Source organism: Escherichia sp. E4385, assembly GCF_963883145.1.
Lineage (GTDB): Bacteria > Pseudomonadota > Gammaproteobacteria > Enterobacterales > Enterobacteriaceae > Escherichia.
Genome location: NZ_CAWOOJ010000002.1, coordinates 35,826 through 56,231, shown reverse-complemented (window position 1 = coordinate 56,231; position 20,406 = coordinate 35,826). Strand labels below are relative to the sequence as shown.

17 protein-coding genes are annotated in these 20,406 nt (G+C 52.9%); 11 read left to right on the top strand and 6 right to left on the bottom strand.

Features of this window, described 5'->3' with window-relative positions:
- The first annotated feature begins 36 nt into the window (after window positions 1–36).
- The 5 genes from mrcB (at window position 37) to fhuB (ending at window position 8,738) form a co-directional block, all read left to right on the top strand.
- Complete coding sequence (gene mrcB / locus AACS80_RS02770; protein WP_130257830.1) at window positions 37–2,559, top strand: bifunctional glycosyl transferase/transpeptidase; 2,523 nt, start codon at window positions 37–39, stop codon at window positions 2,557–2,559.
- Window positions 2,560–2,777: 218 nt separating this feature from the next.
- Entirely contained in the window at window positions 2,778–5,021 is a 2,244-nt protein-coding gene (gene fhuA, locus AACS80_RS02765; RefSeq protein ID WP_130260750.1) for a ferrichrome porin FhuA, read from the top strand.
- A 50-nt stretch (window positions 5,022–5,071) separates the two neighbouring features.
- Window positions 5,072–5,869, top strand: coding sequence for a Fe3+-hydroxamate ABC transporter ATP-binding protein FhuC (gene fhuC, locus AACS80_RS02760; RefSeq protein WP_135409483.1), 798 nt, complete (start codon window positions 5,072–5,074; stop codon window positions 5,867–5,869).
- Window positions 5,869–6,759 (top strand): Fe(3+)-hydroxamate ABC transporter substrate-binding protein FhuD, encoded by an 891-nt coding sequence (fhuD, locus tag AACS80_RS02755; RefSeq protein ID WP_130204999.1) that lies wholly within the window; start codon window positions 5,869–5,871, stop codon window positions 6,757–6,759. The genes fhuC and fhuD overlap by 1 nt, the downstream gene beginning before the upstream one ends.
- Window positions 6,756–8,738 carry a Fe(3+)-hydroxamate ABC transporter permease FhuB gene (fhuB, locus tag AACS80_RS02750; RefSeq protein WP_135409484.1) on the top strand — a complete coding sequence of 661 codons (1,983 nt, stop codon included), beginning with the start codon at window positions 6,756–6,758 and terminating at the stop codon, window positions 8,736–8,738. Before fhuD ends, fhuB begins: the two co-directional genes overlap by 4 nt.
- 34 nt (window positions 8,739–8,772) lie before the next feature.
- Here fhuB and hemL read toward each other — a convergent pair whose 3' ends face one another.
- Window positions 8,773–10,053, bottom strand: coding sequence for a glutamate-1-semialdehyde 2,1-aminomutase (gene hemL, locus AACS80_RS02745; protein WP_135409485.1), 1,281 nt, complete (start codon window positions 10,051–10,053; stop codon window positions 8,773–8,775).
- A gap of 224 nt (window positions 10,054–10,277) precedes the next feature.
- Here hemL and clcA point away from each other — a divergent pair, with 224 nt between their 5' ends.
- From clcA to erpA, 3 genes are read left to right on the top strand one after another with little or no spacing between them, the layout of a single operon-like run.
- Complete coding sequence (gene clcA / locus AACS80_RS02740) at window positions 10,278–11,699, top strand: H(+)/Cl(-) exchange transporter ClcA (protein WP_063610350.1); 1,422 nt, start codon at window positions 10,278–10,280, stop codon at window positions 11,697–11,699.
- 23 nt (window positions 11,700–11,722) lie between these two features.
- A complete protein-coding gene (yadW, locus tag AACS80_RS02735; RefSeq protein WP_120795373.1) occupies window positions 11,723–11,788 on the top strand; it encodes a small protein YadW in 66 nt (21 codons plus the stop codon).
- Entirely contained in the window at window positions 11,781–12,125 is a 345-nt protein-coding gene (gene erpA, locus AACS80_RS02730; RefSeq protein ID WP_001295564.1) for an iron-sulfur cluster insertion protein ErpA, read from the top strand. The genes yadW and erpA overlap by 8 nt, the downstream gene beginning before the upstream one ends.
- A gap of 46 nt (window positions 12,126–12,171) precedes the next feature.
- Here the strand turns inward: erpA and AACS80_RS02725 are convergent, their stop codons facing one another.
- Genes AACS80_RS02725 through mtnN form a run of 3 tightly spaced genes read right to left on the bottom strand, consistent with a single transcriptional unit; the run spans window position 12,172 to window position 14,324 of the window.
- Window positions 12,172–12,795: a TRIC cation channel family protein gene (locus AACS80_RS02725; protein ID WP_064525034.1), complete on the bottom strand. Its 624-nt coding sequence runs from the start codon at window positions 12,793–12,795 to the stop codon at window positions 12,172–12,174.
- Between the two features lie 37 nt (window positions 12,796–12,832).
- Window positions 12,833–13,633 (bottom strand): vitamin B12 ABC transporter substrate-binding protein BtuF, encoded by an 801-nt coding sequence (btuF, locus tag AACS80_RS02720; RefSeq protein WP_130205008.1) that lies wholly within the window; start codon window positions 13,631–13,633, stop codon window positions 12,833–12,835.
- Window positions 13,626–14,324 (bottom strand): 5'-methylthioadenosine/S-adenosylhomocysteine nucleosidase, encoded by a 699-nt coding sequence (gene mtnN / locus AACS80_RS02715; protein ID WP_064525028.1) that lies wholly within the window; start codon window positions 14,322–14,324, stop codon window positions 13,626–13,628. Before mtnN ends, btuF begins: the two co-directional genes overlap by 8 nt.
- An 83-nt stretch (window positions 14,325–14,407) precedes the next feature.
- On the opposite strand from mtnN, the gene dgt reads away from it, so the two are divergent.
- The 3 genes from dgt to cdaR all read left to right on the top strand — a co-directional run bounded on the left by dgt (window position 14,408) and on the right by cdaR (window position 18,794).
- On the top strand, window positions 14,408–15,925 hold the full coding sequence (dgt, locus tag AACS80_RS02710; RefSeq protein WP_130205010.1) for a dGTPase: 1,518 nt from the start codon (window positions 14,408–14,410) through the stop codon (window positions 15,923–15,925).
- Window positions 15,926–16,054: 129 nt separating this feature from the next.
- Entirely contained in the window at window positions 16,055–17,482 is a 1,428-nt protein-coding gene (gene degP, locus AACS80_RS02705; protein ID WP_135409486.1) for a serine endoprotease DegP, read from the top strand.
- 154 nt (window positions 17,483–17,636) lie between these two features.
- Window positions 17,637–18,794 carry a DNA-binding transcriptional regulator CdaR gene (cdaR, locus tag AACS80_RS02700; RefSeq protein WP_130235962.1) on the top strand — a complete coding sequence of 386 codons (1,158 nt, stop codon included), beginning with the start codon at window positions 17,637–17,639 and terminating at the stop codon, window positions 18,792–18,794.
- Between the two features lie 88 nt (window positions 18,795–18,882).
- Here the strand turns inward: cdaR and AACS80_RS02695 are convergent, their stop codons facing one another.
- Both AACS80_RS02695 and dapD read right to left on the bottom strand, forming a co-directional pair.
- Window positions 18,883–19,269 carry a DUF3461 family protein gene (locus AACS80_RS02695; protein WP_000272188.1) on the bottom strand — a complete coding sequence of 129 codons (387 nt, stop codon included), beginning with the start codon at window positions 19,267–19,269 and terminating at the stop codon, window positions 18,883–18,885.
- A 307-nt stretch (window positions 19,270–19,576) separates the two neighbouring features.
- On the bottom strand, window positions 19,577–20,401 hold the full coding sequence (gene dapD / locus AACS80_RS02690) for a 2,3,4,5-tetrahydropyridine-2,6-dicarboxylate N-succinyltransferase (RefSeq protein ID WP_001186656.1): 825 nt from the start codon (window positions 20,399–20,401) through the stop codon (window positions 19,577–19,579).
- Window positions 20,402–20,406: the final 5 nt, after the last annotated feature.

Below are 20,406 nucleotides of genomic sequence, written 5' to 3'. Positions count from 1 at the left end.
TCGGGCTTTTGCGCCTGAATATTGCGGAGAAAAAGCATGGCCGGGAATGACCGCGAGCCAATTGGACGCAAAGGGAAACCGACGCGTCCAGTCAAACAAAAGGTAAGCCGTCGTCGTTACGAAGACGACGATGATTACGACGATTATGATGACTATGAGGACGAAGAACCGATGCCGCGCAAAGGAAAGGGCAAAGGAAAAGGGCGTAAGCCTCGTGGCAAACGCGGCTGGTTATGGCTGCTGCTAAAACTGGCTATCGTTTTTGCCGTGCTGATCGCCATTTACGGCGTTTATCTCGATCAAAAAATTCGTAGCCGTATTGATGGCAAGGTCTGGCAGTTGCCAGCGGCGGTCTATGGCCGAATGGTTAACCTTGAACCAGATATGACCATCAGCAAGAACGAGATGGTGAAACTGCTGGAGGCGACCCAGTATCGTCAGGTGTCGAAGATGACCCGTCCTGGCGAATTTACCGTGCAGGCCAACAGCATTGAAATGATCCGCCGTCCGTTTGATTTCCCGGACAGTAAAGAAGGGCAGGTGCGTGCGCGTCTGACTTTTGATGGTGATCATCTGGCGACCATCGTCAATATGGAGAACAACCGTCAGTTCGGTTTCTTCCGTCTTGATCCGCGCCTGATCACCATGATCTCCTCACCAAACGGTGAGCAGCGTCTGTTTGTGCCGCGCAGTGGTTTCCCGGACTTGCTGGTAGATACCTTGCTGGCGACAGAAGACCGTCATTTCTACGAGCATGATGGCATCAGCCTCTACTCCATTGGACGTGCAGTATTGGCAAACCTGACAGCCGGACGCACGGTGCAGGGGGCGAGTACACTGACGCAACAGTTAGTGAAAAACCTGTTCCTCTCCAGCGAACGTTCTTACTGGCGTAAAGCGAACGAAGCCTATATGGCGTTGATCATGGATGCACGTTACAGCAAAGATCGCATTCTTGAGCTGTATATGAACGAGGTGTATCTCGGTCAGAGCGGCGACAACGAAATTCGTGGCTTCCCGCTGGCGAGCCTGTATTACTTTGGTCGCCCGGTAGAAGAGTTGAGCCTTGACCAGCAGGCGCTGTTAGTTGGCATGGTGAAAGGCGCGTCGATCTACAACCCGTGGCGTAATCCGAAACTGGCGCTGGAGCGACGTAACCTGGTGCTGCGTTTGCTGCAACAACAGCAGATTATTGACGGCGAACTGTATGAAATGCTGAGTGCGCGACCGCTGGGCGTACAGCCACGCGGCGGAGTAATCTCTCCTCAGCCAGCCTTTATGCAGCTGGTGCGTCAGGAGTTGCAGGCGAAACTGGGCGATAAGGTGAAAGATCTCTCTGGTGTGAAGATCTTCACTACTTTTGACTCAGTGGCCCAGGATGCGGCAGAAAAAGCTGCCGTAGAAGGCATTCCTGCACTGAAGAAACAGCGTAAGTTGAGCGATCTGGAAACGGCGATTGTCGTCGTTGACCGCTTTAGTGGCGAAGTCCGTGCGATGGTCGGGGGGGCTGAACCGCAGTTCGCGGGCTACAACCGTGCGATGCAGGCGCGTCGTTCGATTGGTTCACTGGCAAAACCAGCGACTTACCTTACGGCGTTAAGTCAGCCGAAAATCTATCGCTTGAACACGTGGATTGCTGATGCGCCAATCGCGCTGCGTCAGCCGAACGGTCAGGTCTGGTCACCGCAGAACGATGATCGTCGCTATAGCGAAAGCGGCAGAGTGATGCTGGTGGATGCGTTGACCCGTTCGATGAACGTGCCGACGGTGAATCTGGGGATGGCGCTGGGGCTGCCTGCGGTTACGGATACCTGGATCAAACTGGGCGTGCCGAAAGACCAGTTGAATCCAGTTCCGGCAATGTTGCTGGGAGCGCTGAACTTAACGCCAATCGAAGTGGCGCAGGCGTTCCAGACTATCGCCAGCGGCGGTAACCGCGCGCCGCTTTCTGCGCTGCGTTCGGTAATCGCGGAAGATGGTAAGGTGCTGTATCAGAGCTTCCCGCAGGCGGAACGCGCAGTTCCGGCGCAGGCGGCGTATCTGACGCTGTGGACCATGCAGCAAGTGGTGCAACGTGGTACAGGGCGTCAGCTTGGGGCGAAATATCCAAACCTGCATCTGGCAGGGAAAACGGGGACTACCAACAACAACGTTGATACCTGGTTTGCGGGCATTGACGGCAGCACGGTGACCATCACCTGGGTCGGCCGCGATAACAACCAGCCGACTAAGCTGTACGGTGCCAGCGGGGCGATGTCGATTTACCAGCGTTATCTGGCTAATCAGACACCAACACCGCTGAATCTTGTACCGCCGGAAGATATCGTGGATATGGGCGTGGATTACGATGGTAACTTTGTTTGCAGCGGTGGTATGCGTACTTTGCCGGTCTGGACCAGCGATCCGCAATCGCTGTGCCAGCAGAGTGAGGTACAGCAGCAGCCGTCAGGCAATCCATTTGATCAGTCTTCACAGCCGCAACAGCAACCTGCTCAACAGCAGCAGAAAGACAGCGACGGCGTGGCAGGCTGGATCAAGGATATGTTTGGTAGTAATTAACGTCTAAGCGTGACATACCGGATGGCGAGTAGCCATCCGGTAAAATAACATCCCTCCAAAAGCATTAACCCTTTCTTTTCATCTGGTTATTTATTGACCCTTTGGTTGGATCTCTGATGGGTACTGCTTGCTATCGTCTCGCCGTTTCGAATATTATTTTATCTTTATAATAATCATTCTCGTTTACGTTATCATTCACTTTCATCAGAGATATACCAATGGCGCGTTCCAAAACTGCTCAGCCAAAACACTCGCTGCGTAAAATCGCAGTTGTAGTAGCCACAGCGGTTAGCGGCATGTCTGTTTATGCACAGGCAGCGGTTGAACCGAAAGAAGACACTATCACCGTTACCGCTGCACCTGCGCCGCAAGAAAGCGCATGGGGGCCGGCTGCAACTATTGCGGCGCGACAGTCCGCCACCGGCACCAAAACAGATACGCCGATTCAAAAAGTGCCACAGTCTATTTCTGTTGTGACCGCCGAAGAGATGGCGCTGCATCAGCCGAAGTCAGTTAAAGAGGCGCTTAGCTACACCCCTGGCGTTGCCGTGGGAACCCGTGGCGCATCCAACACTTACGATTACCTGATCATCCGTGGTTTCGCAGCTGACGGTCAAAGCCAGAACAACTATCTGAATGGCCTGAAGATGCAGGGCAACTTCTATAACGATGCGGTCATCGACCCGTATATGCTGGAGCGCGCTGAAATCATGCGTGGTCCGGTATCTGTGCTGTACGGAAAAAGCAGCCCTGGCGGCTTGCTGAATATGGTCAGCAAGCGCCCGACCACCGAACCGCTGAAAGAAATTCAGTTTAAAGCAGGGACTGATAGCCTGTTCCAGACCGGTTTTGATTTCAGCGATGCGCTGGATGATGATGGCGTTTACTCTTATCGTCTGACCGGACTTGCGCGCTCTGCCAATGCCCAGCAAAAGGGCGCGGAAGAGCAGCGTTATGCTATTGCTCCAGCGTTCACCTGGCGTCCGGACGATAAAACCAATTTCACCTTCCTTTCTTACTTCCAGAATGAACCGGAAACCGGTTATTACGGCTGGTTGCCGAAAGAAGGGACCGTCGATACGCTGCCAAACGGTAAGCGTCTGCCGACTGACTTTAACGAAGGGGCGAAGAACAACACCTATTCTCGTAATGAGAAGATGATTGGCTACAGCTTCGACCACGAATTTAACGACACCTTTACTGTGCGTCAGAACCTGCGCTTTGCTGAAAACAAAACCTCGCAAAACAGCGTTTATGGTTACGGCGTCTGCTCCGATCCGGCGAATGCTTACAGCCAGCAGTGTGCAGCTTTAGCGCCAGCGGATAAAGGCCATTATCTGGCGCGTAAATACGTCGTTGATGATGAGAAGCTGCAAAACTTCTCTGTTGATACCCAGTTGCAAAGCAAATTCGCCACTGGCGATATCGACCACACCCTGCTGACCGGTGTCGACTTTATGCGTATGCGTAATGACATCAATGCCTGGTTTGGTTACGACGACTCCGTGCCACTTCTCGATCTGTACAATCCGGTGAATACAGATTTCGATTTCAATGCCAAAGATCCGGCAAACTCCGGCCCGTACCGCATTCTGAATAAGCAGAAGCAAACGGGTATTTACGTTCAGGATCAGGCGCAGTGGGATAAAGTGCTGGTCACTCTGGGCGGTCGTTACGACTGGGCGGATCAAGAATCTCTTAACCGCGTAGCGGGAACGACAGACAAGCGTGATGACAAACAGTTCACCTGGCGTGGTGGCGTTAACTACCTGTTTGATAACGGCGTAACACCGTACTTCAGCTATAGCGAATCGTTTGAACCTTCTTCACAGGTCGGGAAGGATGGTAATATTTTCGCACCGTCTAAAGGTAAGCAGTACGAAGTCGGCGTGAAATACGTACCGGAAGATCGCCCAATTGTGGTGACTGGCGCGCTGTATAATCTCACCAAAACCAACAACCTGATGGCGGATCCTGAGGGTTCCTTCTTCTCGGTTGAAGGTGGCGAGATCCGTGCGCGTGGCGTAGAGATCGAAGCAAAAGCGGCGCTGTCGGCGAGTGTTAACGTGGTCGGTTCTTATACCTATACCGACGCGGAATACACCACCGATACCACCTACAAAGGCAATACGCCTGCGCAGGTGCCAAAACACATGGCTTCTCTGTGGGCTGATTACACCTTCTTTGACGGTCCACTTTCAGGTCTGACGCTGGGTACTGGCGGTCGTTATACTGGCTCCAGCTACGGCGATCCGGCGAACTCCTTTAAAGTGGGAAGTTATACGGTCGTGGATGCGTTAGTGCGTTATGATCTGGCGCGAGTCGGTATGGCTGGCTCCAACGTAGCGCTGCATGTTAACAACCTGTTCGATCGTGAATACGTCGCCAGCTGCTTTAACACCTATGGCTGCTTCTGGGGCGCAGAACGTCAGGTCGTTGCAACCGCAACCTTCCGTTTCTAATTTTCTCTTTGGGGCACGGATTTCCGTGCCCGCTTCACAAGTTGGCTGTTATGCAGGAATACACGAATCATTCCGATACCACTTTTGCACTGCGTAATATCTCCTTTCGTGTGCCAGGGCGCACGCTTTTGCATCCGCTGTCGTTAACCTTTCCTGCCGGGAAAGTGACCGGTCTGATTGGTCACAACGGTTCTGGTAAATCCACTCTGCTCAAAATGCTTGGCCGTCATCAGCCACCGTCGGAAGGCGAAATCCTTCTTGATACCCAGCCGCTGGAAAGCTGGAGCAGCAAAGCATTCGCCCGCAAAGTGGCTTATTTGCCGCAGCAGCTTCCTCCGGCAGAAGGGATGACCGTGCGTGAACTGGTGGCGATTGGCCGTTACCCGTGGCATGGCGCGCTGGGGCGCTTTGGCGCGGCAGATCGCGAAAAGGTCGAAGAGGCGATTTCGCTGGTTGGCTTAAAACCGCTGGCGCATCGGCTGGTCGATAGTCTCTCCGGCGGCGAGTGTCAGCGAGCGTGGATCGCCATGCTGGTGGCGCAGGACAGCCGTTGCCTGCTGCTGGATGAACCGACCTCGGCGCTGGATATCGCCCACCAGGTTGACGTGCTGGCGCTGGTGCATCGTTTAAGTCAGGAACGTGGTCTGACGGTCATTGCTGTGCTGCACGATATCAATATGGCGGCGCGCTATTGTGATTATCTGGTCGCCCTGCGCGGTGGTGAAATGATTGCTCAGGGAACGCCTGCGGAAATTATGCGCGGCGAAACCCTCGAAATGATTTATGGCATCCCGATGGGGATTTTGCCGCATCCGGCGGGTGCTGCACCTGTGAGTTTTGTTTATTGATGAGCGGTTTACCTCTTATTTCGCGCCGCCGACTGTTAACGGCGATGGCGCTTTCTCCGTTGCTATGGCAGATGAATACCGCCCGTGCGGCGGCTATTGATCCACATCGCGTTGTGGCGCTGGAGTGGTTGCCGGTGGAATTACTGCTGGCGCTCGGCATCGTACCTTACGGCGTGGCGGATACCATTAACTATCGCCTGTGGGTCAGCGAACCGCCATTGCCAGATTCGGTGATTGACGTTGGTTTGCGTACAGAACCTAACCTTGAACTGCTGACCGAAATGAAACCGTCGTTTATGGTCTGGTCGGCGGGATATGGCCCTTCGCCAGAAATGCTGGCACGCATTGCGCCGGGACGCGGATTTAACTTCAGCGACGGCAAACAGCCGCTGGCGATGGCGCGTAAATCGCTGACGGAAATGGCGGATTTACTTAATCTACAAAGCGCAGCAGAAACGCATTTAGCGCAATATGAAGACTTTATCCGCAGCATGAAACCCCGCTTTGTGAAGCGTGGAGCGCGCCCGTTATTGCTGACGTCGCTTCTCGATCCGCGCCATATGCTGGTCTTCGGTCCAAACAGCCTGTTCCAGGAAATTCTCGATGAATACGGCATTGTGAATGCCTGGCAGGGAGAAACCAACTTCTGGGGCAGTACTACCGTCAGTATCGATCGTCTGGCGGCGTATAAAGATGTTGATGTGCTCTGTTTTGATCACGACAACAGCAAAGACATGGACGCGCTAATGGCAACCCCGCTGTGGCAGGCCATGCCGTTTGTCCGCGCCGGACGCTTTCAGCGCGTACCCGCAGTCTGGTTTTATGGTGCGACGCTTTCGGCAATGCACTTTGTACGTATTCTGGATAACGCCATCGGAGGTAAAGCGTGAGTAAACGAATTGCGCTTTTCCCTGCGTTATTGCTGGCGCTGTTGGTGATTGTCGCTACGGCGCTGACCTGGATGAACTTTTCGCAGGCGCTGCCGCGTAGCCAATGGGCGCAGGCTGCCTGGTCGCCGGATATCGATGTCATCGAGCAGATGATTTTTCACTACAGCTTGCTGCCGCGTCTGGCGATTTCGCTACTGGTGGGCGCGGGCCTGGGGCTGGTGGGCGTGCTGTTTCAGCAAGTGCTGCGTAACCCGCTGGCGGAACCGACGACGTTGGGCGTTGCTACAGGCGCGCAACTGGGGATTACCGTCACGACGCTTTGGGCGATCCCTGGGGCGATGGCGAGCCAATTTGCCGCGCTGGCAGGGGCTTGTGTTGTTGGCTTAATTGTCTTTGGCGTCGCGTGGGGGAAACGGCTTTCGCCGGTAACGCTGATCCTCGCGGGGCTGGTAGTGAGCCTTTATTGTGGGGCAATCAATCAGTTACTGGTTATCTTCCATCATGACCAACTGCAAAGCATGTTCCTGTGGAGCACCGGAACGTTGACGCAAACCGACTGGGGCGGCGTTGAGCGTTTATGGCCGCAGCTGCTGGGCGGCGTGATACTGACGTTACTGCTACTTCGCCCGTTAACCCTGATGGGGCTTGATGATGGCGTGGCGCGCAATCTCGGTCTGGCCTTGTCGCTGGCGCGTCTGGCGGCGCTGTCGCTGGCGATTATCATCAGTGCGTTGCTGGTGAACGCGGTGGGGATTATCGGCTTTATCGGCTTGTTCGCGCCGCTGCTGGCAAAAATGCTGGGCGCGCGGCGTCTGCTGCCGCGACTGATGCTGGCGTCGCTGATTGGGGCGCTGATCCTCTGGCTTTCCGATCAAATCATCCTCTGGCTGACTCGCGTGTGGATGGAAGTTTCTACCGGTTCGGTCACTGCGTTGATCGGTGCGCCGCTGCTGCTGTGGCTGCTGCCGCGTTTACGCAGCATTAGTGCGCCAGATATGAAAGTGAACGATTGGGTGGCGACTGAACGCCAACACGTGCTGGCGTTTGCCCTCGCGGGCGGCGTGCTGCTGTTGATGGCTGTGGCGGTGGCGTTGTCGTTTGGTCGTGATGCGCATGGCTGGACGTGGGCGAGCGGGGCGCTGCTCGAGGATTTAATGCCCTGGCGCTGGCCGCGAATTTTGGCCGCGCTGTTTGCGGGCGTTATGCTGGCGGTAGCGGGCTGCATTATTCAGCGGCTGACCGGAAACCCGATGGCAAGCCCGGAAGTGCTGGGGATTAGCTCCGGCGCGGCGTTTGGCGTGGTGTTAATGCTGTTTCTGGTGCCGGGTAATGCCTTTGGCTGGCTGTTACCCGCGGGAAGTCTCGGTGCAGCGGTGACCTTGTTGATCATTATGATCGCCGCCGGGCGCGGTGGATTTTCCCCACACCGCATGTTACTGGCGGGGATGGCGTTAAGTACCGCGTTCACCATGCTTTTGATGATGTTGCAGGCAAGTGGTGACCCGCGAATGGCGCAAGTGCTGACCTGGATCTCTGGTTCGACCTACAACGCCACCGATGCGCAGGTCTGGCGCACCGGAATTGTGATGGTGATTTTGCTGGCGATTACTCCACTGTGCCGTCGCTGGCTGACCATTTTACCGCTGGGTGGTGATACCGCACGAGCCGTAGGAATGGCGCTGACGCCGACGCGAATTGCGCTGCTGCTGTTAGCGGCCTGTCTGACGGCGACCGCGACAATGACCATTGGGCCGTTGAGTTTTGTTGGTTTAATGGCACCGCATATTGCGCGGATGATGGGCTTTCGACGGACGATGCCGCATATTGTGATTTCAGCGCTGGTGGGTGGTTTACTGCTGGTGTTCGCTGACTGGTGTGGGCGGATGGTGCTGTTTCCGTTCCAGATCCCGGCGGGGCTGCTGTCGACCTTTATCGGCGCGCCATATTTTATCTATTTGTTGAGAAAGCAGAGCCGTTAATAAAATGCCTCGCCCGGTGGGCGAGGCAAAATCATCACAACTTCGTAAACACCCGACGTGCAGCATCGATGGTGTTATTGATATCTTCCATGCTGTGCGCCACGGACATAAAGCCCGCTTCAAACGCTGACGGTGCCAGGTAAACACCTTCATCCAGCATCATATGGAAGAAACGCTTAAAACGCTCGACGTCACAGGCCATCACATCCTGATAGCACGTCACGGACTCGGCGTCAGTAAAGAAAATACCGAACATACCACCGACGTGGTTAACGACCAGCGGAATTCCCGCTTCTTCTGCCGCTTCCAGCAGACCTTCTGCCAGACGTGTTGTCAGCTCATCCAGCGTTTCGTGAACGCCCGGCTGCGCGACTTCATTCAGACAGGCGAAACCCGCTGCCATCGCAATCGGGTTACCGGAAAGCGTACCCGCCTGATAGACCGGACCAGTCGGGGCCAGCGCATCCATTACATCACGACGACCACCGAATGCGCCTACCGGCATTCCACCGCCGATGATTTTGCCGAGGCAGGTTAAATCTGGCACTACACCGTAATAATCCTGTGCGCCAGCTAGCGCTACGCGGAAACCGGTCATCACTTCATCGATGATCAGCAACGCGCCAAATTCGTCGCACAGCGCGCGCAGACCTGGCAGGAACTCTGGCAGCGGCGGAACACAGTTCATATTGCCTGCCACCGGCTCGACGATAATACAGGCAATCTCTTGCGGGTATTGCTCAAACGCGGCGCGTACAGAAGCCAGATCGTTATAAGTACAGGTTAAGGTATGTTTGGCGAAATCTGCCGGAACACCCGGCGAGTTTGGCTGGCCTAACGTGAGTGCGCCAGAACCGGCTTTCACCAGCAGGCAGTCAGCGTGACCGTGGTAACAACCTTCAAATTTAATGATTTTGTCGCGACCGGTAAAACCACGGGCCAGGCGGATGGCGCTCATCGTCGCTTCAGTGCCGGAGTTCACCATGCGCACCATATCCATGGTCGGGACCAGTTCGGTCACCAGTTGCGCCATTTTCACTTCCATTTCGGTCGGTGCACCAAAGCTTAAACCACGCTCAGCGGCTTCAATCACGGCATTGCGGATTGCCGGATGGTTATGGCCCAGCACCATCGGCCCCCAGGAACCGACATAATCGATATAGGCTTTGCCATCAACATCGTACAGATAAGCACCGTCCGCTTTTTCGATAAACAGTGGAGTGCCGCCCACGCCAGTAAAGGCGCGAACAGGGGAGTTCACACCGCCAGGGATCAGCTCGCGCGCTGCGCTGTAAAGATTTTCAGACTTACTCATGGAGGGTTCCTGATTCGTAGAAAAAGTGAATGGCTGCTATTCTATGTTATTCATAACAAGTTAAGTACTCGTCAAACATCAGGTTGCCTGTGCTTATGCAACCTGGACGCATAAGAGTATAAAAGTTTTACGCATTTGAAACATTACGCTTTGCAAAGGATTTTCACGCAATGTGCGAGTAAAATGCCGTCATCTTATTTGTATGACTAATAAGTGATCATTGGATGAAAACTGATACTCCCTCTTTAGAAATACCACAGGCTGCGCGCCTTCGACGCAGACAACTGATTCGCCAACTTCTTGAGCGCGATAAAACTCCATTAGCCATTTTGTTTATGGCGGCAGTCGTCGGCACGCTTGTCGGGCTGGCTGCGGTTGCTTTTGATAAAGGTGTCGCTTGGTTGCAGAACCAACGTATGGGGGCGCTGGTACATACTGCTGATAATTATCCGCTTCTGTTAACCGTCGCTTTTCTCTGTTCGGCGGTGCTGGCGATGTTCGGCTACTTTTTGGTGCGCAAATACGCGCCAGAAGCTGGGGGGTCGGGGATCCCGGAAATTGAAGGGGCGCTGGAAGATCAACGTCCTGTTCGCTGGTGGCGTGTATTGCCGGTGAAATTCTTTGGCGGGCTGGGGACACTCGGCGGAGGCATGGTGTTGGGGCGCGAAGGGCCAACCGTGCAGATCGGCGGCAATATCGGTCGCATGGTGCTTGATATTTTCCGCCTGAAAGGTGATGAAGCTCGCCATACGCTGTTGGCAACCGGTGCTGCTGCGGGGCTGGCGGCGGCCTTTAACGCACCGCTGGCGGGTATTTTGTTTATTATCGAAGAGATGCGTCCGCAGTTTCGCTATACGTTAATTTCGATTAAAGCGGTATTTATTGGTGTCATTATGTCGACCATTATGTACCGGATTTTTAATCATGAAGTTGCGTTGATTGACGTCGGTAAACTTTCTGACGCGCCGCTTAATACGCTGTGGCTTTATCTGATCCTCGGTATTATTTTTGGCATTTTCGGCCCTATTTTTAATAAATGGGTGCTGGGGATGCAGGATTTGCTGCACCGTGTGCACGGCGGCAATATTACCAAATGGGTACTGATGGGCGGTGCGATTGGCGGTCTGTGTGGATTGCTGGGGTTTGTGGCACCAGCAACGTCGGGCGGCGGTTTTAACCTGATTCCTATCGCTACCGCGGGGAATTTCAGCATGGGAATGCTGGTGTTTATCTTCGTCGCGCGGGTCATTACCACCTTACTCTGCTTCTCTTCCGGCGCGCCGGGCGGTATTTTTGCCCCGATGCTGGCGCTGGGTACTGTGCTGGGAACCGCTTTCGGAATGGTTGCCGTTGAGCTGTTTCCGCAATATCACCTTGAGGCGGGGACGTTTGCTATTGCCGGAATGGGGGCATTACTGGCGGCATCTATTCGCGCGCCGTTAACGGGGATCATTCTGGTTCTGGAGATGACCGATAACTACCAGCTCATTTTGCCAATGATTATTACCGGTCTTGGCGCAACACTATTAGCGCAATTTACCGGCGGGAAACCGCTATACTCGGCGATTCTTGCGCGCACGCTGGCGAAACAGGAAGCTGAGCAACTGGCGCGAAGCAAGGCCGCATCAGCCAGCGAGAATACTTGAACGAAATACCAGGGTATTAGATAATGGCGATTATTATTGGGTTAGAATTTGCCCAATTGCCGATGTCGTTTGGAGCAAAATATGAGTGATGACGTAGCACTGCCGCTGGAGTTTACCGACGCAGCAGCCAACAAAGTTAAAAGCCTGATCGCTGACGAAGATAACCCGAATCTGAAATTACGCGTGTATATCACCGGTGGCGGTTGCAGCGGCTTCCAGTATGGTTTCACCTTTGATGATCAGGTGAACGAAGGCGATATGACCATCGAAAAACAGGGCGTTGGCCTGGTCGTTGACCCAATGAGCCTGCAATATCTGGTTGGTGGTTCCGTTGATTATACTGAAGGACTGGAAGGTTCGCGTTTCATCGTGACCAACCCGAACGCGAAAAGCACCTGTGGTTGCGGTTCTTCCTTCAGCATCTAATCTGCTGTTAATGTGCCGGATAAACTATCCGGCACATCTGCTCTCTTTAACGCCCATTCTCATCCAACGCAAACGTCGGCAGTTTAAGATGCCAACGGATAGCTGCCAGTCGAATCAATAGCGTTACCACCATCCCCATCATACTGGCCGTTTCTAACGGGACGGAAAACGTATAATAAGCCGTAGCGTGGACAATACCGCCGATAATACAGGCTGTTGCGTAGATTTCTGTACGTAAAATCATGGGGATTTCGCGCGCCAGTACATCGCGAATGATCCCGCCGCCAACGCCCGTAATAACACCCATACATACCGCAATCAATGGACCCGCATCCGCATTAAAGGCTTTGTTGACGCCAATGCCAACAAAGACTGCCAACCCAACAGCATCCAGCACCGGCAGCATCCATTTCGGCAAGCGTCTTGGCTGGCGTACCAGGACGATCGTCAGCATGCTGGTTACCATTGCAACGACCAGATCGGTGGGATCTTTCACCCAAAATACCGGACCGTGATCCAGCGCCATGTCGCGAATGGTTCCACCGCCTACCGCGGTAACCACGCCTAATACCAGGACGCCAAAAGGGTCCATACGCAATTTTCCGGCAAGTAAAACGCCGGAGATGGCAAATACCGCTGTGCCGACTATATCCAGCCAATAGACGAGCATTGTTCAATCCCCACTGAGCACCTGAAAAGATCAGGCGCTAATCCACTTGTGAAAGCGCATTACAGAGTTGTTGTGCAGCGAGGATAATACGTGGGCTTGCACGTTCAAACCAGTCACTTGTGAGAGGAATAATGGGAATTTTGAGCTGTTCACCCCAGTATTGCTCGATTTTAGGAGTTTGGTCCGATCCGCCAGTGATGACAATTGCCTGTGGCGCGCGTGCTAATACCTGTTCGCGGCTAACCTGCGGCCAGGGAACATGGCTGTTTTTAAAGATGTTTTCTCCACCGCAAACTTCCAGTACCTGGTTCTGAATCGACTCTTTTCCGCTGGTGAACGGCGGATTAATGCCGAATTGTAAGAAAACACGTTTTTTAGGCTTATCGGCGAATTTAGCTTTGAGTTGCGCATACTGTTCCAGCAAGGTTTGCGCGGCTTTCTCGGCCTTGTCAGGTTGCGGGCTCCACGGGGCCAGTTGACGTAACGCATCGGCAATTTGTTCAATGCTTGTCGCATCGACCCACATCACTTTTATTCCCAGCGAAGCAAGCTGGTCAACTTGCCGCTCGGCGTTACCCCCGCGCCAGGCTACGACCAGATCGGGTTTTAGCGCCACAATACGTTCCAGATTCATCCCTTGCCAGGTGGAAACCTGCTCTATTTTCTGTGCTTCTGGCGGATAGTCGGAATAACTGCTGACCGCTACCGGCGTGATCCCGGCGGCAAATGCGAGTTCGGTGTTAGCGGGGGAAAGTGTGATGACACGCGGCGCGGCGTTGAGCCACAGTGGCGCAAGAAAAGACAGGGCGACCAGCGCCCTGAAGAGTGACTTAGCCATGAGCCAGTTTCTGCACCAGTGACTCAACCATCAGGCTGGACTGTTTGGCAGCAACGGCCAGGAACTCGTCGAAGCTAAGGTGAGACTGTTGATCGGCGACGTCAGAGATGGCGCGCACCACCACAAACGGGACGTTAAAATTGTGGCAAACGTGAGCGATAGCCGTCGCTTCCATTTCTACTGCAATGGCCTGCGGGAAATTGTGGCGGATTTTCGCCAGACCAACAGAGCCGTTGATGAAAGCGTCGCCGCTAACAATCAGGCCACGTACAGCGTTAAGATTCAGTTCGGCAATGCAGGACTCGGCGGCAGCGATCAGTTTATCGTCAGCTTTGAAGCCTGCAGGGCAGCCAGGCAGTTGACCGTATTCATAGCCAAACGCCGTGACATCCGCGTCGTGATAACGTGCTTCGTCCGAGACAACGATATCGCCCACTTTCAGCGTTGGCGCCAGGCCACCCGCGGAACCGGTGTTAATAATCACATCAGGCTTGCAGTGTTCCAGCAGCAGAGTTGCACCCAGCGCCGCTGCGACTTTACCAATGCCTGATTTCAGAAGCGCAACCTCGGTTCCGTTCAGTTGGCCGGTATAGATTTCGCAACCGCCCAGGCTGATAGTTTGACGGTTTTCGATTTTGTCACGCAGCAGCGTAACTTCTTCTTCCATTGCACCAATGATGCCGATTTTCATAGATTTACTCGCGATAAGCTCGATTTGAAGGCATAGTTTATCATGCGCTTGAGGGGAAGCGTATTTCTCACGCGGGAGAGGACATGGCACAGATTGATTTCCGAAATAAAATAAACTGGCATCGTCGTTATCGTTCACCGCAGGGCGTTAAAACTGAACATGAGATCCTGCGGATCTTCGAGAGCGATCGCGGGCGTATTATCAACTCCCCAGCGATTCGCCGTCTGCAACAAAAGACCCAGGTCTTCCCACTTGAGCGCAATGCTGCCGTGCGCACGCGTCTTACCCATTCTATGGAAGTTCAGCAGGTGGGGCGTTATATCGCTAAAGAGATTTTAAGCCGCCTGAAAGAGCTTAAATTGCTGGAGGCTTACGGTCTGGACGAGTTGACCGGGCCGTTTGAAAGCATTGTCGAAATGTCGTGTCTGATGCATGACATAGGAAATCCGCCGTTTGGTCATTTTGGCGAGGCAGCCATTAATGACTGGTTCCGTCAGCGTTTGTACCCGGCGGATGCCGAAAGCCAGCCATTAACCGACGATCGCTGTAGCGTGGCGGCGTTGCGATTGAGGGAAGGGGAGGAGTCACTTAACGACCTGCGGCGAAAAATTCGTCAGGACTTATGTCATTTTGAAGGTAACGCACAGGGTATTCGTCTGGTGCATACATTGATGCGGATGAATCTTACCTGGGCCCAGGTAGGCGGTATTTTAAAATATACCCGTCCGGCGTGGTGGCGTGGCGAAACGCCCGAGACTCACGATTATTTAATGAAAAAGCCGGGCTACTACCTTTCTGAAGAATTCTATATTGCGCGTTTACGTAAAGAACTTAATTTAGCACTTTACAGTCGCTTCCCATTAACGTGGATTATGGAAGCTGCCGACGATATATCTTATTGTGTGGCTGACCTTGAAGATGCGGTAGAAAAAAGAATATTTACCGTTGAACAGCTTTATCATCATCTGCATGAAGCGTGGGGCCAGCATGAGAACGGTTCTCTGTTTGCGCAGGTGGTAGAAAATGCCTGGGAAAAGTCGCGCTCAAATAGCTTAAGTCGTAGCACGGAAGATCAGTTTTTTATGTATTTACGCGTAAATACCTTAAATAAACTGGTGCCGTATGCGGCACAAAGATTTATTGATAACTTACCTGCAATTTTTGCCGGAACCTTTAATCATGCACTGTTAGAGGATGCCAGCGAATGTAGCCAGTTGCTGAAGTTATATAAAAATGTCGCTGTAAAACATGTGTTTAGCCATCCAGATGTCGAGCAGCTTGAATTGCAGGGCTACCGGGTGATTAGCGGTTTATTAGAGATATATCGACCGTTGTTAAACATGTCGTTATCAGACTTTACCGAACTTGTTGAAAAAGAACGTGTGAAACGTTTCCCTATTGAAACGCGTTTATTCCATAAGCTCTCAACGCGTCATCGGTTGGCCTATGTTGAGGCTGTCAGTAAATTATCGTCAGATTCACCTGAGTTCCCGCTATGGGAATATTATTACCGCTGCCGGCTGTTACAGGATTATATCAGCGGTATGACAGACCTTTATGCGTGGGATGAATACCGCCGTCTGATGGCCGTAGAACAATAACCAGGCTTTTGTAAAGACGGACAATAAATTTTTACTGTTTGCAGAAACTTTAGTTTGGAACTTCGCGCTATAAAACGAATCTGAAGAACACAGCAATTTTGCGTTATCTGTTAATCGAGACTGAAATACATGAAAAAAACCACATTAGCACTGAGTGCACTGACTCTGAGTTTAGGTTTGGCGTTATCTCCGCTCTCTGCAACGGCGGCTGAGACTTCTTCAGCAACGACAGCCCAGCAGATGCCAAGCCTTGCACCGATGCTCGAAAAGGTGATGCCTTCAGTGGTCAGCATTAACGTAGAAGGTAGCACAACCGTTAATACGCCGCGTATGCCGCGTAATTTCCAGCAGTTCTTCGGTGATGATTCCCCGTTCTGCCAGGAAGGTTCTCCGTTCCAGAGCTCCCCGTTCTGTCAGGGTGGTGGACAAGGTGGTAACGGCGGTGGCCAGCAACAAAAATTCATGGCGCTGGGGTCTGGCGTCATCATTGATGCCGATAAAGGCTATGTCGTGACTAACAACCACGTTGTCGATAATGCGACGGTCATTAAAGTTCAACTGAGCGATGGCCGTAAGTTCGACGCGAAGATGGTCGGCAAAGATCCGCGCTCTGATATCGCGCTGATCCAGATCCAGAACCCGAAAAACCTGACCGCGATTAAGATGGCGGATTCCGATGCGCTGCGCGTGGGTGATTACACCGTCGCAATTGGTAACCCGTTTGGTCTGGGCGAGACGGTAACTTCCGGGATTGTCTCTGCGCTGGGGCGTAGCGGTCTGAACGCCGAAAACTACGAAAACTTCATCCAGACGGACGCAGCAATCAACCGGGGTAACTCCGGTGGTGCGCTGGTTAACCTGAACGGTGAACTGATCGGTATTAACACTGCGATCCTTGCACCAGACGGCGGTAACATCGGTATCGGTTTTGCTATCCCGAGCAACATGGTGAAAAACCTGACCTCGCAGATGGTGGAATACGGCCAAGTGAAACGCGGCGAGTTGGGCATTATGGGGACCGAGCTGAACTCTGAGCTGGCGAAAGCAATGAAAGTTGACGCCCAGCGTGGCGCTTTCGTAAGCCAGGTTCTGCCGAACTCTTCTGCTGCAAAAGCGGGTATTAAAGCGGGTGATGTGATCACCTCACTGAACGGTAAGCCGATCAGCAGCTTTGCCGCGCTGCGTGCTCAGGTGGGTACTATGCCGGTGGGCAGCAAACTGACCCTGGGCTTGCTGCGCGATGGTAAGCAGGTCAACGTGAATCTGGAACTGCAGCAGAGCAGCCAGAATCAGGTTGATTCCAGCTCTATCTTCAACGGCATTGAAGGCGCTGAAATGAGCAACAAAGGCAAAGATCAGGGCGTGGTCGTGAACAACGTGAAAACCGGTACTCCGGCTGCGCAGATTGGCCTGAAAAAAGGTGATGTGATTATTGGCGCGAACCAGCAGACAGTGAAAAACATCGCTGAACTGCGTAAAGTTCTCGACAGCAAGCCGTCAGTGCTGGCGCTGAACATTCAGCGCGGCGATAGCACCATCTACCTGTTAATGCAGTAATCTCCCTCAACCCCTTCCTGCAAACGGGAAGGGGTTCTCTTTTCAATTTGTGACCCCCTCCACAACTCCATATTTCTCTGTCGTCCTTTGTGCATTTGCACAATGCTGTGCGTTGCGTACTTCCTTATGCTAAACCGTGCACAACGGAGGGCTTATGGCTGGCTGGCATCTTGATACCAAAATGGCGCAGGATATCGTGGCGCGTACCATGCGCATCATCGATACCAATATCAACGTAATGGATGCTCGCGGGCGAATTATCGGCAGCGGCGATCGTGAGCGTATTGGTGAATTGCACGAAGGTGCATTACTGGTACTGTCGCAAGGGCGGGTGGTCGATATCGATGATGCGGTAGCGCGCCATCTGCACGGTGTACGTCAGGGGATTAACCTGCCGTTACGGCTGGAAGGCGAGATTGTCGGCGTTATCGGCCTGACCGGTGAACCGGAGCATTTGCGCAAATATGGTGAACTGGTCTGTATGACGGCGGAGATGATGCTGGAACAGTCGCGGTTGATGCACTTGCTGGCGCAGGATAGCCGACTGCGTGAAGAGTTAGTCATGCATCTGATTCAGGCTGAAGAAAATACACCAGCGTTAACCGAATGGGCGCAACGACTGGGTATCGATCTCAATCAACCCCGCGTGGTGGCCATTGTCGAGGTCGATAGCGGCCAGCTTGGCGTGGACAGCGCGATGGCGGAACTACAGCAACTGCAAAATGCACTCACCACGCCGGAACGCAATAATCTGGTGGCGATAGTCTCGCTAACCGAAATGGTAGTGCTGAAACCGGCGTTGAATACGTTTGGGCGCTGGGATGCTGAGGACCATCGTAAGCGAGTAGAGCAACTTATTACTCGTATGAAGGAATACGGTCAGCTGCGTTTTCGCGTGTCACTGGGCAATTATTTTACCGGCGCTGGCAGTATTGCGCGTTCTTATCGTACGGCGAAAACAACGATGGTCGTGGGTAAACAGCGAATGCCGGAGAATCGCTGCTATTTTTATCAGGATCTGATGCTGCCAGTATTACTCGACAGTTTACGTGGCGACTGGCAAGCCAACGAACTGGCGCGTCCTCTGGCACGGCTAAAAGCGATGGATAATAATGGCTTGCTGCGGCGGACGCTGGCAGCGTGGTTTCGCCATAATGTGCAGCCGCTGGCAACGTCAAAGGCGCTGTTTATCCATCGCAATACTCTGGAGTATAGGCTTAATCGTATATCGGAACTGACCGGGCTGGATTTGGGCAATTTTGATGACAGGTTGCTGCTGTATGTTGCGTTGCAACTGGATGAAGAGCGGTAGGTTACGCGTTAAGGTCGAGGCGGCGCTGGCTTGTTCCCCTCACCCCGAAGGGAAGAGGGGATTGCCCGAGCTAACTGTCTGTTCGGGATTATTTACGCGTCAGTTTTTCCAGATCGGCTTCAATCTCGCTGATCTTATTGGTTACTACTGACTCCAGGTGACGTAAGTCGTCGAGGATCTTACGTTTAAGATCAACTTCACTGCGGTCACGCTGGCAGATTTGATCAAGCTCATCAATGATATAACGCAGATTCGGGCTGATCTCCTGCACTTCTTTATAACCCTGACCCACACCATCGGCGACCACTGTTTTGCGCTGACGCGGATATTTAAACTTCACGCTCTTAGCGAAAAACTCGCCTTTGTCTTTCTGAAAATAGATTTTCAGAATATCGTTGTTGGCTTCCTGCCGGAGGCTGTAACGATCAATTTCTTCAGGATTGGTAATACCCAGACTTTTCAGATTGTCGTACATAGCGTTACCTCAAAATGAGTCAGTAAATTGTGCTTATCTTAGCATTTGGCCTGGCCCGCCCGGCTCGACTGTGATCGCAGAAAGCCTTTTTTCCAGACTTCTATCATGGCGTAAAAATCAAAAAATTACCTGCTTTATTCTGGCGATATTCCAGGGGATGGATTAGCACATTTATCTTCGTTTTGCGAATTACACGACAGTCCGAAACAAGATGAAAAAGTATTTAAAAAAGGGGAAGAATGAGTAGGACGAATTAATCTGAGCCAGAAAGCAAACGGGCAGCGTCGTGCTGCCCGTGTGCATACTTTTAGTCGATGGTACGCAGCAGTTCGTTGATACCGACTTTACCGCGGGTTTTCGCGTCAACCTTCTTAACGATAACCGCACAGTAAAGGCTGTATTTGCCATCTTTCGACGGCAGGTTGCCGGATACCACCACAGAACCTGCCGGTACGCGACCGTAATGGATTTCGCCGGTTTCACGGTCGTAAATACGGGTGCTCTGACCGATGTATACGCCCATGGAAATGACGGAACCTTCTTCGACAATCACGCCCTCAACGACTTCAGAACGTGCGCCGATGAAGCAGTTATCTTCAATGATGGTCGGGTTAGCCTGCAGCGGCTCCAGCACGCCACCAATGCCTACACCGCCAGACAGATGCACGTTTTTACCAATCTGCGCACAGGAACCGACGGTGGCCCAGGTATCAACCATCGTACCTTCATCAACGTATGCGCCGATGTTGACATAAGATGGCATTAGCACGGTATTACGGGCGATAAATGCACCCTGACGCACTGCCGCTGGTGGCACGACGCGGAAGCCTTCTTTCTGGAAACGTGCTTCATCGTAGTTAGCGAATTTCATCGGCACTTTATCGAAGTAGCGGCTTTCTGCCCCTTCGATCACCTGATTATCATTAATACGGAAAGAGAGCAGCACCGCTTTTTTCAACCACTGATGCGTCACCCACTGACCGTCAATTTTTTCCGCTACACGCAGTGCGCCGGAATCCAGCAGGGCGATCACCTGATTTACCGCTTCGCGGGTAACGGTGTCTGCATTGGCTGGCGTGATCTCGGCACGGCGTTCAAAAGCGGTTTCAATAATGTTCTGTAACTGCTGCATTGTTA